Consider the following 11,884-nt stretch of genomic DNA (forward strand, 5'->3'; position numbering starts at 1 on the left):
AGATGTGTATAAGCGCCAGGAATCCGGGGGTGGCTTCGGCGGGGGTGCGGGTCCGGCCCCGGTCGGCGGGCCGGCTGTGCCGGGTGGCGTCCCGGCGGCGGGCGCCCGCGCCCGGCCGGCCGGAGCGCGCCCCTTGGACGCCGGCGCCGGTGCCGCCCCGCTCGGGGGCCTGTCCCCGGCCGGAGTTCGCCGCCCCCTGCGGGGATGCCGGTTCCCCGGCCCGCTCGCCCGGTGTCCGGACCCGCGCCGGCATCACCGATTCCAGGCTCGTGTGGACCACGCCCAGCAGCGCGCCCAGCCGGCCGCACTGGACGGTGCTGAGCTGGCCGCCGTCGCGGTGGCGGCCGTCGACCCAGGGGTGCAGGGCGTAGGCGTGGCCGCCGACGACGGCGACCGTACGTCCGTCACGGCCGGGCAGGGGCGGGGCCACCGGGACGCCGAGGTCCGCGAGGCGCTGGGTGGCCCGGTGCTGGCGGGCGATCGCGGCGGGGTCGGCGGTCTCGGGATCGAAATGGTGCTTCAGGAAGTAGTCGCCACGAGTGGTGGCGAGCCGGTAGCCGCGGTTCAGCAGCCCTTGGTCGACGGGGGCGCAGGTGAGCGCGGACCCGGCGGAGTACTGGCGGAGGAGGGCGCCCAGAGGGGGCGCATGGGACGCAAGGGGTGGTACAGATGAGCGCGGCACGCGCCAGATGCTAGGGCACGAGCCGGGCGTGCGAGCGGGGCGCTTGTCACAGGTGGTCACGAGTGACCACTGAAAGTCATGGGCAGTCGGTTTCGATCATGGAGTGCACTGTCGCGAACTGGGGTTCGACTCGGAGATAGACGGGATCGAAGGGAACACCGTCAACCGAACGCGGTGCCGGACCGAACCGGTCGAGCTCGGCGGCGGTCGGCTCGACGGCGGCGCACTCCCCGACGACCTGCACGGACCACGACCGCGACCCCGACCGGGTGCGCGCGGACGGGACATCCGCGCCGTACGCGACGACACCGCCCACGCACGCCCTGTGGTACCCGTGCCCCCTGTGCAGGCGCAGCAGGACCCGGCCGTCCACGACGATGTGCCGGGCGGAGGCCAGGAAGGGCAGCGCGCGCATGGTGGTCGCGACCCGGCCGTGCTCGACCCGGCCCAGGAGCTCGGCGGCGCGCTGTTCGTCGGTCGGCATGCGCTCAGGCTGCGCGCCCCGGGACGGGTCCACCAGGGGCGCTCGCCCCGAGAAGAGGGGTCTTAGGTCCCGATTCGGGGGTCCCCCCTCAGAAACCCGGCCGCGGCCCCTGTCCCTGCCCCTTTCCCTGGCCCTGCTGTGCCGCTTGCGCGCGCGCCACGTAGGCCGCCGCCTGGGAGCGCCGCTGCATGCCCAGTTTGGACAGCAGCCCGGACACATAGTTCTTGATCGTCTTCTCCGCCAGGTGCAGCCGTTCGCCGATCGCGCGGTTGGTGAGCCCCTCGCCGATCAGGTCGAGGATCCGGCGCTCCTGCTCGGTGAGGTTCGCGAGCCGCTCGTCGCCCCGGGCCGCGTTGCCGCCGTCCCGCAGCCGCTCCATGACCCGGGCGGTCGCGGCCGGGTCGAGCAGGGATCTGCCTGCGGCGACGTCCCGTACGGCCGCCAGCAGTTCATGGCCGCGGATGGCCTTCAGGACATACCCGGAGGCGCCCGCCATGATGGCGTCGAAGAGGGCCTCGTCGTCGGCGAACGAGGTCAGCATCAGGCATCTGACACCCGTGTCCCGCGAGCGGATCTCGCGGCAGACCTCGACACCGCTGCCGTCCGGAAGCCGTACGTCCAGGATGGCCACGTCCGGCCGGGCGGCCGGAATCCGGGCCAGCGCCTCGGCCGCCGTACCGGCCTCGCCGATCACCTCGATGTCGTCCTCGACCGAGAGAAGTTCATGGACTCCCCGGCGGACCACTTCATGGTCATCGAGGAGAAATACCGTGATTTTTCCGTCTTCGGGCACACGGACAGTCTCACACACCGGCTCTTCCCGAGAGCTGGGTGTGCGGGATAACGTGCCGTTGTTCCGGCCCCCTGCAAGGCTGTGACCAGGGTCCCTTCCCGACTTAGTCAATTTACTTGGGTTTCCAAGCAAAATGGCAGGTCAGGGGTGGTTCATAGAAATATGAGGCACTGGGTAACGTGATCCTTGCGGGACGCTCGCCGGGGCGCCTTCCACGCCTGTTCCCGGCCGAGCGGCACCCACCCCGTGCACGGGTGCCGGGTACAGGTGACCGCACTGGTTACCCGGCAACCCCGGGGCCGGACCGACGGAGGAGTACACGTGACCGTGGAGAGCACTGCCGCGCGCAAACCGCGACGCAGCGCCGGAAGCAAGACCGGTACCACCCGCACCACCGACCAGAGCGCCGCCGACGCACCGGCCGTCGACGCGCAGGCCACGGCCGCGAAACGCGTCACCGCCAAACGAGCCCCTGCCAAACGGGCTCCCGCCAAGAAGCAGGCCGCGAAGCCCGCCGCCAAGCGGACCGGGACGGGCGCCGACCCTGACCTCGTCCAACTGCTGACGCCCGAGGGCAGGCGGGTCGAGAACGCCGACTACGACCCCTATGTCTCGGCCCTCACCTCAGAGGATCTGCGCGGCCTGTACCGGGACATGGTGCTGACCCGGCGCTTCGACGCCGAGGCCACCGCCCTCCAGCGCCAGGGCGAGCTGGGCCTGTGGGCCTCGCTGCTCGGCCAGGAGGCCGCCCAGATCGGCTCCGGCCGCGCCACCCGCCCCGACGACTACGTCTTCCCGACCTACCGCGAGCACGGTGTCGCCTGGTGCCGGGACGTCGACCCGACCAACCTGCTCGGCATGTTCCGCGGGGTGAACAACGGCGGCTGGGACCCCAACAGCAACAACTTCCACCTCTATACGATCGTCATCGGCTCGCAGACCCTGCACGCCACCGGCTACGCGATGGGTGTGGTCAAGGACGGCGCCGACTCGGCGGTCATCGCGTACTTCGGGGACGGCGCCTCCAGCCAGGGCGACGTCGCGGAGTCCTTCACCTTCGCCTCGGTCTACAACGCGCCTGTCGTGTTCTTCTGCCAGAACAACCAGTGGGCCATCTCCGAGCCGACCGAGCGCCAGACCCGCGTCCCGCTCTACCAGCGCGCGCAGGGCTACGGCTTCCCGGGAGTCCGGGTGGACGGCAACGACGTGCTGGCGGTCCTCGCGGTGACCAAGTGGGCCCTGGAGCGGGCCCGCCACGGCGAGGGCCCCACGCTGGTCGAGGCGTTCACCTACCGCATGGGCGACCACACCACCTCTGACGACGCGAGCCGCTACCGCCACGACGACGAGCGGGCGGCCTGGGAGGCGAAGGACCCCATCGCACGTCTACGCGCGTACCTGGAGGCCTCAAACCACGCGAACGAGGGATTTTTCGCGGAACTGGAGGCCGAGAGCGAAGCGTTGGGCAGGCGAGTACGCGAAGTGGTCCGTGCCATGCCGGACCCGGACCCCTTCGCGATGTTCGAGCACACCTACGCCGACGGGCACGCGCTCGTGGACGAGGAACGGGCCCAGTTCGCCGCCTACCAGGCGTCGTTCGCGGATGTGGAGGGGGCATGACCATGGCGGCTGAGACAGTGGCTTCGACGAACGCGGCGGCGAACACCGTGACGTCCAAGAACATGGCCATGGCCAAGGCGATCAACGACTCGCTGCGCAGGGCCCTGGAGTCGGACCCCAAGGTCCTGATCATGGGTGAGGACGTCGGCAAGCTCGGCGGTGTCTTCCGGGTCACCGACGGTCTGCAGAAGGACTTCGGCGAGGAGCGGGTCATCGACACCCCGCTCGCCGAGTCGGGCATCGTCGGCACGGCCATCGGCCTCGCCCTGCGCGGCTACCGCCCGGTGGTGGAGATCCAGTTCGACGGCTTCGTCTTCCCGGCGTACGACCAGATCGTCACCCAGCTCGCGAAGATGCACGCACGCGCGCTGGGCAAGATCAAGCTCCCGATCGTCATCCGCATCCCGTACGGCGGCGGCATCGGCGCGGTCGAGCACCACTCGGAGTCCCCGGAGGCGCTCTTCGCGCATGTCGCGGGCCTCAAGATCGTCTCCCCGGCCAACGCGTCGGACGCGTACTGGATGATGCAGCAGGCCATCCAGAGCAACGACCCGGTGATCTTCTTCGAGCCGAAGCGCCGCTACTGGGACAAGGCCGTCGTCGACACGGAGGCCATCCCGGGCCCGCTGCACAAGGCCAAGGTGGTCCGCGAGGGCAGCGACCTCACCCTCGCCGCCTACGGCCCGATGGTGAAGCTGTGCCTGGAGGTCGCGAACGCGGCGGCCGAGGAGGGCCGGTCCCTGGAGGTCCTCGACCTCCGGTCGGTCTCCCCGCTCGACTTCGACACCATCCAGGCCTCGGTCGAGAAGACCCGCCGCCTGGTCGTGGTGCACGAGGCGCCGGTGTTCTTCGGCTCGGGCGCGGAGATCGCCGCCCGGATCACGGAGCGCTGTTTCTACCACCTGGAGGCCCCGGTGCTCAGGGTCGGCGGCTACCACGCCCCGTATCCGCCGGCCCGCCTGGAGGACGAGTACCTGCCGGGCCTGGACCGGGTGCTCGACGCCGTCGACCGCTCGCTTGCGTACTGAGGAGAGGGACGTGACGACGATGACTGACGCGTCCGTTCGCGAGTTCAAGATGCCCGACGTGGGCGAGGGACTCACCGAGGCCGAGATCCTCAAGTGGTACGTCCAGCCGGGCGACACCGTCACCGACGGCCAGGTGGTGTGCGAGGTCGAGACCGCCAAGGCGGCCGTCGAACTGCCCATCCCGTACGACGGGGTCGTGCGCTCGCTGCACTTCCCCGAGGGCACGACGGTCGACGTGGGTACGTCGATCATCGCGGTGGACGTGTCCGGCGGAGCCGGTGCCCCGGTGGAGGCCCCGGCCTCGGCTCCGGCCGCGGCCGTGGTCGCGGCTGAGGCCCCCGAGGAGGCCAAGCCGCAGGCCCGCCAGCCGGTCCTCGTCGGGTACGGCGTGTCCGTCTCCGCGACCAAGCGCCGCCCCCGCAAGGGCGCGGAGGTGCCGGCCCAGGAGGTCGCCGCGGCCGTCCAGCAGGAGCTGAACGGCCACAGTGGGCGGGTGGAGGCCAACGGGCACGGCGGCCCCGGCGCGCTCGCCGGCCCGGTCGGCCAGGCCGTCCTGGCCACGGTGACGGCGGTGGCCGGGCGTCCGCTCGCCAAGCCGCCGGTGCGCAAGCTCGCCAAGGATCTCGGCGTCGACCTGACGACGGTCACGCCGTCGGGCCCCGACGGCGTCATCACGCGGGAGGACGTGCACGCGGCGGTGGCCCAGGCGGCCCCGGCGGTGCCCGAGCCGGTGCGCACGGCTCCGGTCGCGCCGGTGACTGTGGCGCCGGCCGCCTCGTACGACGGCACGCGGGAGACGCGCGTCCCGGTCAAGGGCGTACGGAAGGCGACCGCCGCGGCGATGGTCGGCTCGGCGTTCACCGCGCCGCATGTCACGGAGTTCGTGACGGTGGACGTGACACGGACGCTGAAGCTGGTCGAGGAGCTCAAGCGGTCCGCCGAGTACGAGCTCCAGGGGGTGCGGGTGAACCCGCTGCTCCTGATCGCCAAGGCCCTGCTGGTCGCGATAAAGCGCCACCCGGACATCAACGCGTCCTGGGACGAGGCGAACCAGGAGATCGTGCTCAAGCACTACGTCAACCTGGGCATCGCGGCGGCCACCCCGCGCGGTCTGATCGTCCCGAACATCAAGGACGCCCACGACAAGACCCTTCCGCAACTGGCGCAGGCGCTCGGCGAGTTGGTGGCCACGGCACGGGAGGGCAGGACATCACCGGCGGCGATGCAGGGCGGCACGGTGACCATCACCAACGTCGGCGTCTTCGGCGTCGACACGGGCACGCCGATTCTCCCTCCCGGGGAGGCCGCGATCCTCGCGGTCGGCTCGATCAAGCTCCAGCCGTGGGTCCACAAGGGCAAGGTCAAGCCCCGTCAGGTGACCACCCTGGCGCTCTCCTTCGACCACCGGCTGGTGGACGGGGAGTTGGGTTCCAAGGTGCTGGCGGACGTGGCGGCGATCCTGGAGCAGCCGAAGAAGCTCATCACCTGGGCGTAGGCGAGTATCTGTTTGACGCCGACCGTATGACGAAGGGGGCCCACCGGAGTGGGCCCCCTTCGTCATACGTGGTCATACGTGGTCGTGCGTGCCGGGTGTCAGCCGTTCAGGCGCGCGAAGCCGTAGTTCATCAGCTTCTTCGCGTCCGACGTGCGGTCGGCGACCGAGGCGGAGGCGAGCACCGTGCCGATGACCGTCTTGCCGTTGCGGGTCGCGGCGAAGACCAGGCAGTACTTGGCCTCAGGGCCGGAGCCGGTCTTGATGCCGATGGTGCCCGCGTAGCCGGACAGCAGCGGCTTGTTGGTGTTCTCCCACGACATCCAGCGGGTCCCACCGTTGGAGGTGATGACCTTCTCCTTGAAGTTCTGCGTCTTCACGACCGCGCGGAAGGCGCTGCTCTTCATGGCGTTGCTGGCGAGCTTCGTCAGGTCGCGCGGCGTCGAGAAGTTCGCGCCGTTGCCGATGCCGTCGAAGCTGTCGAACTTGCTGTTCGTCATCCCGAGGTCGTGGGCCGTGCTGTTCATCTTGCCGATGAACGACTTCACCCGGGCGGCACGGGTCGAGCCGGTGCCGAACTTGTCGGCGAGCGCGTACGCGGCGTCGCAGCCCGACGGCAGCATCAGCCCGTACAGCAACTGACGGACGGTGACCTTGTCGCCGACGATCAGACCGGCCGAGGACGCGGTGTGGGCGACGATGTAGTCGCTGTACGCCTTCTGGATGGTGACCTTGGCGTTGAGGTCCAGGTTGCGCTGGGACAGCACGACCTTCGCCGTCATGATCTTCGTGGTGGAACCGGTGGAGAGCCTGGTGTCGGCGGCCTTGGTGTACAGGCTCGCGCCGTTGGCGTTGTTCATCAGAAAGCCGCCCTTGGCGACGATCGTCGGAACGGCGGGAGCGGCGGGAGCTGCCTGCGCGGGCGCCGTGGTGAGCGCTCCGGTCGCGAGCACGGCGCCGGTGGTGACCACCACGGCCGCGGCTCTACGAAAACGGATGCCCTTAATGCCGGTTATCAACTTCAATACCCCGATTACGTCTGGATCGTCCGAATGTCCCTGGAGAGCGACCGAGTTGGCCGAACCGGCGGAACGCCGCTCTCGTGTGACTCGTAACTAGCACAGGTGTAGTACGTGAGATGAGGCGGGTTCCCTCATTTTCCCTTTCCGAGGGACGCCGTACGCCCCTCCTTGGTTCCCGTGTTCCTTCTGTGAGTTGAACTGTTGTCCGTGCGGCGACGTCACGCCCCGAACGGGGATCGGTCGTGGGGTCGGTCCATATGGCGGACGGGCATCCTCATGGGTACGTGTTGTATCTATGCTGTGGACATGAGTAGCCCGGCTGTGCAGCAAGTGAAGCCACCTCCCGCCGCCGACCGCGTCTACAGCCACGTCAAAGAGGGTGTCCTGGACCGCCGTTACGAGGGCGGGACCCTGCTCACCGAGGGCGAGCTGGCCGAGGCCGTCGGCGTGTCGCGCACACCGGTGCGCGAGGCGCTGCTGCGCCTGGAGGTCGAGGGGCTGATCAAGCTCTATCCGAAGAAGGGCGCGCTCGTCCTGCCGGTCTCGGCGCAGGAGATCGCGGACGTCGTCGAGACCCGGCAACTGGTCGAGGAGCACGCCATCCGCAAGGCGGTGCCCGCCTCGCCCCGTCTGATCGCCCGGCTCACCGAACTGCTCGAACAACAGCGCGAACAGGCCGCCGAGGGCGACTTCGCGGGCGCGGCGGTGACCGACCGCTGCTTCCACGCCGAGATCGTCCGCAGCGGGGGCAACGAGATCCTCTCCCGTCTGTACGACCAACTGCGCGACCGGCAGTTGCGGATGGGCGTCGCCGTCATGCACGCCCACCCCGACCGCATCACCAAGACGCTCGCCGAGCACCAGGAGATCCTCGACGCGCTGCGCTCGGGCGACCCGGAGGCGGCGGTCGCGATCGTGCACCGGCACGTGAGCTGGTTCTCCAACCTGGCCCGGGGCGAGGTCCGATGAGCCCCGGCCCCACCGCCGGCACCGGTCGCGGCTCGCTGCCCGGCGATCCTCCCGGCGGGCGCCGCGCCGTCCTCGTCTGGTCCGTCGGTGTCTCGGTCTACTTCGTCGCGGTCATCTTCCGTACGTCACTGGGGGTGGCGGGGCTCGACGCCGCCGACCGTTTCCACGTCAACGCGTCCGCCCTGTCCACGTTCTCGATCCTCCAGCTCCTCGTCTACTCGGGCATGCAGATACCGGTCGGTCTGCTCGTCGACCGGCTCGGCACGCGGAAGGTGCTGGCCATCGGGGCGGTGCTGTTCACGGCCGGGCAACTGGGCTTCGCGTTCTCCCCCTCGTACAGCACGGCCCTCGCCTCGCGCGCGCTGCTCGGGTGCGGTGACGCGATGACGTTCATCAGCGTGCTGCGGCTGGGGTCCCGGTGGTTCCCGGCGCGGCGCGGGCCGATGATCGTGCAGTTGGCGGGGCTGGCCGGGATGACGGGCAACCTCGTCTCGACGCTCGTCCTGGCCCGGCTCTTGCACGGCCTCGGGTGGACGGCGGCCTTCGGGGGCAGCGCGGTCGCGGGCGTGGTGGTGCTCGTGCTGATGCTCGTCTTCCTCAGGGATCATCCGGAGGGGCAGGAGCCGGAGCCGTCCGCGCACCAAGGGGCCGCCTATGTGCGCAAGCAGATCGCCGCCTCGTGGCGCGAGCCCGGGACGCGGCTCGGACTGTGGGTGCACTTCACCACGCAGTTCCCGGCGATGGTGTTCCTGCTGCTGTGGGGCCTGCCCTTCCTCGTCCAGGCGCAGGGGCTGACGCGGGCGACGGCGGGGGAGCTGCTCACCCTGGTCGTGCTGTCGAACATGGTGATCGGCCCGGTGTACGGCCAGATCGTCGCCCGGCACCACAGGGCGCGGCTGCCGCTGGTGCTGGGCACGGTGGGTGTCACGGCGGCGATGTGGGCGGTGACGCTCGCCTACCCGGCGGTGGCCGGCGTCGAACACGTCCCGATGTGGCTGCTGGTGCTGCTGTGCGCGGTACTGGGGGCCTGCGGCCCGGCTTCCATGCTCGGGTTCGATTTCGCGCGGCCCGCGAATCCGCCGGAGCGGCAGGGGACCGCGTCCGGGATCACCAACATGGGCGGGTTCGTCGCCTCGATGACGACGCTGTTCGCGGTCGGTGTGCTGCTGGACGCGACCGGGGACAACTACACCGTCGCGTTCTCGTTCGTGTTCCTGCTGCAGGGGGTCGGCGTCAGCCAGATTCTGCGGTTGCGGGGGCGGGCGGCTCGGCGGGAGCGGGAGCGGTTGGTTGCGAGCAGGGTTTCCGCGGTGCACGTTCCCGTGTAAGTGGGGGTGTTGGTGCGGGCGTCGGTTCTGGGGGCTGCCGCCCCCAGGCCCCCGCTGCCGGCCTGAACGGCCTCGTCCTCAATCTCCCCCAGAGGGGGGACCCCCAACGGGCTGAAAATGCGGGCCGGCATTGGGAGGTGGCCCTGGCGGGTTGGATGTGCGTGCCGGCATTCGACGGCGCCCCGGGGCTGGACAGGCGGGCCGATGCCGGGAGTTGCCCCCAACGGGCTGACGGTGCGGACCGGCGTTGGAAGGCGCCCCCGACGGGCTGATGGTGCGGGCCGGCGTTGGGAGGTGCCCCGCGCGGCCTGATGGTGCGGGCCCTGCTGGGAGGCGCCCCCGGGCTGGATATGCGGGCCGGCGTCGCGAGGTGCCCCCGACGGGCTGGACATGCGGGCCGGTGCCGGGAGATGCCCCGGACAGGCTGGACATGCGGGCCGATGCCGGGAGGTGCCCCGGACAGGCTCGATACGCGGGCACGGGCTCAGGGGGTCAGGGCGTTACCGCGAAGTGGTGCAGGATCGCCGACGTGAGGGACGGGTCGCCCTCCGTCTTGACGCGGTCGGCCACCGATTCCGGGGTCACCCGGCCGCAGGCCAGGCGGAAGTAGGTCTCCCAGTCCATGGCGAAGGAGGCCGCGGGGCCGAGCGCCGGGGACGTTTCGAGGGTGCCGCGGCCGTTGATGTCGACGCGGATCGTGCGCAGGAACTCGATGGGGCCGTGCACGTCGAAGACGATCGCCGAACTGCGGGGCGCTCCCGCGTCCTTGGCGACGACCTTCGGCAGTGCGCCGAGCAGCACGTCCCGCGCGATGTGCGCGCCGGGCGAGTCGAGGTTGCCGGGCCGGCCGAGGGCGGTACGCAGGTCCTGCTCGTGCACCCACACGTCGAACGCCCGGTTGCGCATGGCGTCCTCGATGGCGGTCTCCCGGCCGTGCAGGCCGCGGATCATCGCGCCCGGTTCCCGTGTCTCGTTGCGCAGCTGGCGGTTGCGGCGGATGACCGTGTACTCCAGCTCGGACGTCATCTCGGGGGCCGTGTGGTGCCGCCGTACGTCTACCTGCATCTCCATGTAGCGCTGCTGCTCGTTGGTGACGTGGTAGAGGTCGCGGGGGAGCGTGTGAATGGGGCGCGGGTCGCCGAGCGTCTCGCACTCCAGGCCGATGACATGGGAGACCACGTCACGGACCGACCAGCCGGGGCACGGGGTCCGGCGGTTCCACTCGCCCTCCACGAGCGGTGACACCAGCTCGGATATCGCGTCGATGGAGTGGGTCCAGGCGTCGGCGTAGGACTGGAGAGTGGGATGCAGACTCACGGAACGGGACCCCTCGGGCGGTCGGTACGCGGGCATTGGTGACGGCGGATGACGGCGGGTGTCGACGGCGTTGTCGGCGGTTGTGTCGTTTTTGCGGTGGGCGGGATAGCTGTCAGCGGGTGTCTTGGAACGTTAAGTTACGCTGCTGTGAGGCACCCCGGCAGTGCTTTCGTGTGACGATCGTAGGCCTGTATGGACGGCTCGAATGTCAGGACGGTGGTAGTGTGCGCGCTTCGCTCATCCAGATCGGCGTAGACGAGGGCGAATCGGTCGAATCGCGCAGGCGGCGAGTGGCTTCGCTGGTACGGGAAGAGGCCGGCGCCGATCTCGTCGTACTGCCCGAACTGTGGACGACCGGTGCTTTCGCATACGAGCGGTTCGCCACCGAGGCCGAGGCGCTGGACGGGCCGACGTACGAGGCGATGGCGAAGGCGGCGAGCGACGCGGGTGTGTGGCTGCACGCCGGGTCGATCCCCGAGCGGGATCCCGAGGGCCCGCTGTACAACACCTCCCTCGTCTTCTCCCCCGCCGGTGAGCTGGCCGCCGCCTACCGAAAGATTCATCGCTTCGGCTTCGACAAGGGTGAGGCCGTGCTGATGGGCGCGGGCGCGGAACTGGTGACCGTCTCCCTCCCGGAGACGACGGTCGGTGTCGCCACCTGCTACGACCTCCGTTTTCCCGAACTCTTCCGTGGTCTCGTCGACGCGGGTGCGGAGACGATGGTCATCTCGGCGGGCTGGCCGGAGCGGCGGCGGGCCCACTGGACGCTGCTGGCTCAGGCGCGGGCGGTCGAGAACCAGGCGTACGTCCTTGCGTGTGGAACGGCTGGGACGCATGCGGGGGTTCCGCAGGCCGGGCATTCGATCGTGGTCGATCCGTGGGGTGAGGTGCTCGCGGAGGCGGGGGCGGGCGAGGAGGTTCTGCGGGTCGAGTTCGAGCCCGCGAGGGTGGGGGAGACTCGGGAGGTGTTTCCGGCGCTGAAGGACAGGGTGCTGGGGGTTGCGGTGCCGCGTCGGGGGTGAGGCCCGGTGGGTTGGGGTTTCCTCGCCCCCGCCGCCCTTACCCGTTCCCGTCCCGTTCCTGGGGGCTGCCGCCCCCAGACCCCCGCTGTCGGCCCTGAAGGGGCCTCGCCCTCAAACTCCCCCAGAG

The 11,884-nt window shown here is 70.3% G+C and carries 11 protein-coding genes; 6 read left to right on the forward strand and 5 right to left on the reverse strand.

Going from position 1 to position 11,884, the window contains the following annotated elements:
* From AOK08_RS20050 to AOK08_RS20060, 3 genes are all read right to left on the reverse strand, one after another.
* Positions 1-682 (reverse strand): phosphotransferase (locus AOK08_RS20050; protein ID WP_241827019.1); only part of this gene is annotated, 682 nt, incomplete at its 3' end.
* Between the two features lie 76 nt (positions 683-758).
* Entirely contained in the window at positions 759-1,166 is a 408-nt protein-coding gene (locus AOK08_RS20055; RefSeq protein ID WP_055527777.1) for a pyridoxamine 5'-phosphate oxidase family protein, read from the reverse strand.
* Positions 1,167-1,254: 88 nt separating this feature from the next.
* Positions 1,255-1,959, reverse strand: a complete 705-nt coding sequence (locus AOK08_RS20060; protein ID WP_055527780.1) for a response regulator — start codon at positions 1,957-1,959, stop codon at positions 1,255-1,257.
* A 321-nt stretch (positions 1,960-2,280) separates the two neighbouring features.
* On the opposite strand from AOK08_RS20060, the gene pdhA reads away from it, so the two are divergent.
* Genes pdhA through AOK08_RS20075 form a run of 3 tightly spaced genes read left to right on the forward strand, consistent with a single transcriptional unit; the run spans position 2,281 to position 6,102 of the window.
* On the forward strand, positions 2,281-3,579 hold the full coding sequence (pdhA, locus tag AOK08_RS20065; RefSeq protein WP_055527783.1) for a pyruvate dehydrogenase (acetyl-transferring) E1 component subunit alpha: 1,299 nt from the start codon (positions 2,281-2,283) through the stop codon (positions 3,577-3,579).
* 2 nt (positions 3,580-3,581) lie between these two features.
* Entirely contained in the window at positions 3,582-4,607 is a 1,026-nt protein-coding gene (locus tag AOK08_RS20070) for an alpha-ketoacid dehydrogenase subunit beta (protein WP_055527796.1), read from the forward strand.
* A 10-nt stretch (positions 4,608-4,617) separates the two neighbouring features.
* The gene (locus AOK08_RS20075; RefSeq protein ID WP_055527786.1) at positions 4,618-6,102 is read left to right on the forward strand and encodes a dihydrolipoamide acetyltransferase family protein; all 1,485 of its coding nucleotides are present in this window, start codon (positions 4,618-4,620) and stop codon (positions 6,100-6,102) included.
* Between the two features lie 98 nt (positions 6,103-6,200).
* Here AOK08_RS20075 and AOK08_RS20080 read toward each other — a convergent pair whose 3' ends face one another.
* Entirely contained in the window at positions 6,201-7,118 is a 918-nt protein-coding gene (locus AOK08_RS20080; protein ID WP_055527798.1) for a D-alanyl-D-alanine carboxypeptidase family protein, read from the reverse strand.
* 309 nt (positions 7,119-7,427) lie between these two features.
* Between AOK08_RS20080 and AOK08_RS20085 the strand changes: the two genes are divergently transcribed.
* Together AOK08_RS20085 and AOK08_RS20090 are read left to right on the forward strand one after the other, a co-directional pair.
* Entirely contained in the window at positions 7,428-8,090 is a 663-nt protein-coding gene (locus AOK08_RS20085; protein ID WP_198539316.1) for a GntR family transcriptional regulator, read from the forward strand.
* On the forward strand, positions 8,087-9,418 hold the full coding sequence (locus AOK08_RS20090; RefSeq protein WP_055527790.1) for an MFS transporter: 1,332 nt from the start codon (positions 8,087-8,089) through the stop codon (positions 9,416-9,418). Before AOK08_RS20085 ends, AOK08_RS20090 begins: the two co-directional genes overlap by 4 nt.
* Positions 9,419-9,910: 492 nt before the next feature.
* Here AOK08_RS20090 and AOK08_RS20095 read toward each other — a convergent pair whose 3' ends face one another.
* On the reverse strand, positions 9,911-10,735 hold the full coding sequence (locus AOK08_RS20095; RefSeq protein WP_055527792.1) for a maleylpyruvate isomerase family mycothiol-dependent enzyme: 825 nt from the start codon (positions 10,733-10,735) through the stop codon (positions 9,911-9,913).
* A gap of 224 nt (positions 10,736-10,959) precedes the next feature.
* On the opposite strand from AOK08_RS20095, the gene AOK08_RS20100 reads away from it, so the two are divergent.
* Positions 10,960-11,757, forward strand: coding sequence for a carbon-nitrogen family hydrolase (locus AOK08_RS20100; RefSeq protein WP_055527793.1), 798 nt, complete (start codon positions 10,960-10,962; stop codon positions 11,755-11,757).
* Positions 11,758-11,884 lie beyond the last annotated feature (127 nt).

The organism is Streptomyces graminilatus, from assembly GCF_001418565.1.
Taxonomy (GTDB): Bacteria; Actinomycetota; Actinomycetes; order Streptomycetales; family Streptomycetaceae; genus Streptomyces; species Streptomyces graminilatus.

Excerpts from the sequence above, each read along its gene's own strand:
- AOK08_RS20085 (WP_198539316.1), top strand. The coding sequence starts at position 7,428 with ATGAGTAGCCCGGCTGTGCAGCAAGTGAAGCCACCTCCCGCCGCCGAC.
- AOK08_RS20090 (WP_055527790.1), top strand. The coding sequence starts at position 8,087 with ATGAGCCCCGGCCCCACCGCCGGCACCGGTCGCGGCTCGCTGCCCGGC.
- AOK08_RS20055 (WP_055527777.1), bottom strand. The coding sequence starts at position 1,166 with ATGCCGACCGACGAACAGCGCGCCGCCGAGCTCCTGGGCCGGGTCGAG.
- AOK08_RS20070 (WP_055527796.1), top strand. The coding sequence starts at position 3,582 with ATGGCGGCTGAGACAGTGGCTTCGACGAACGCGGCGGCGAACACCGTG.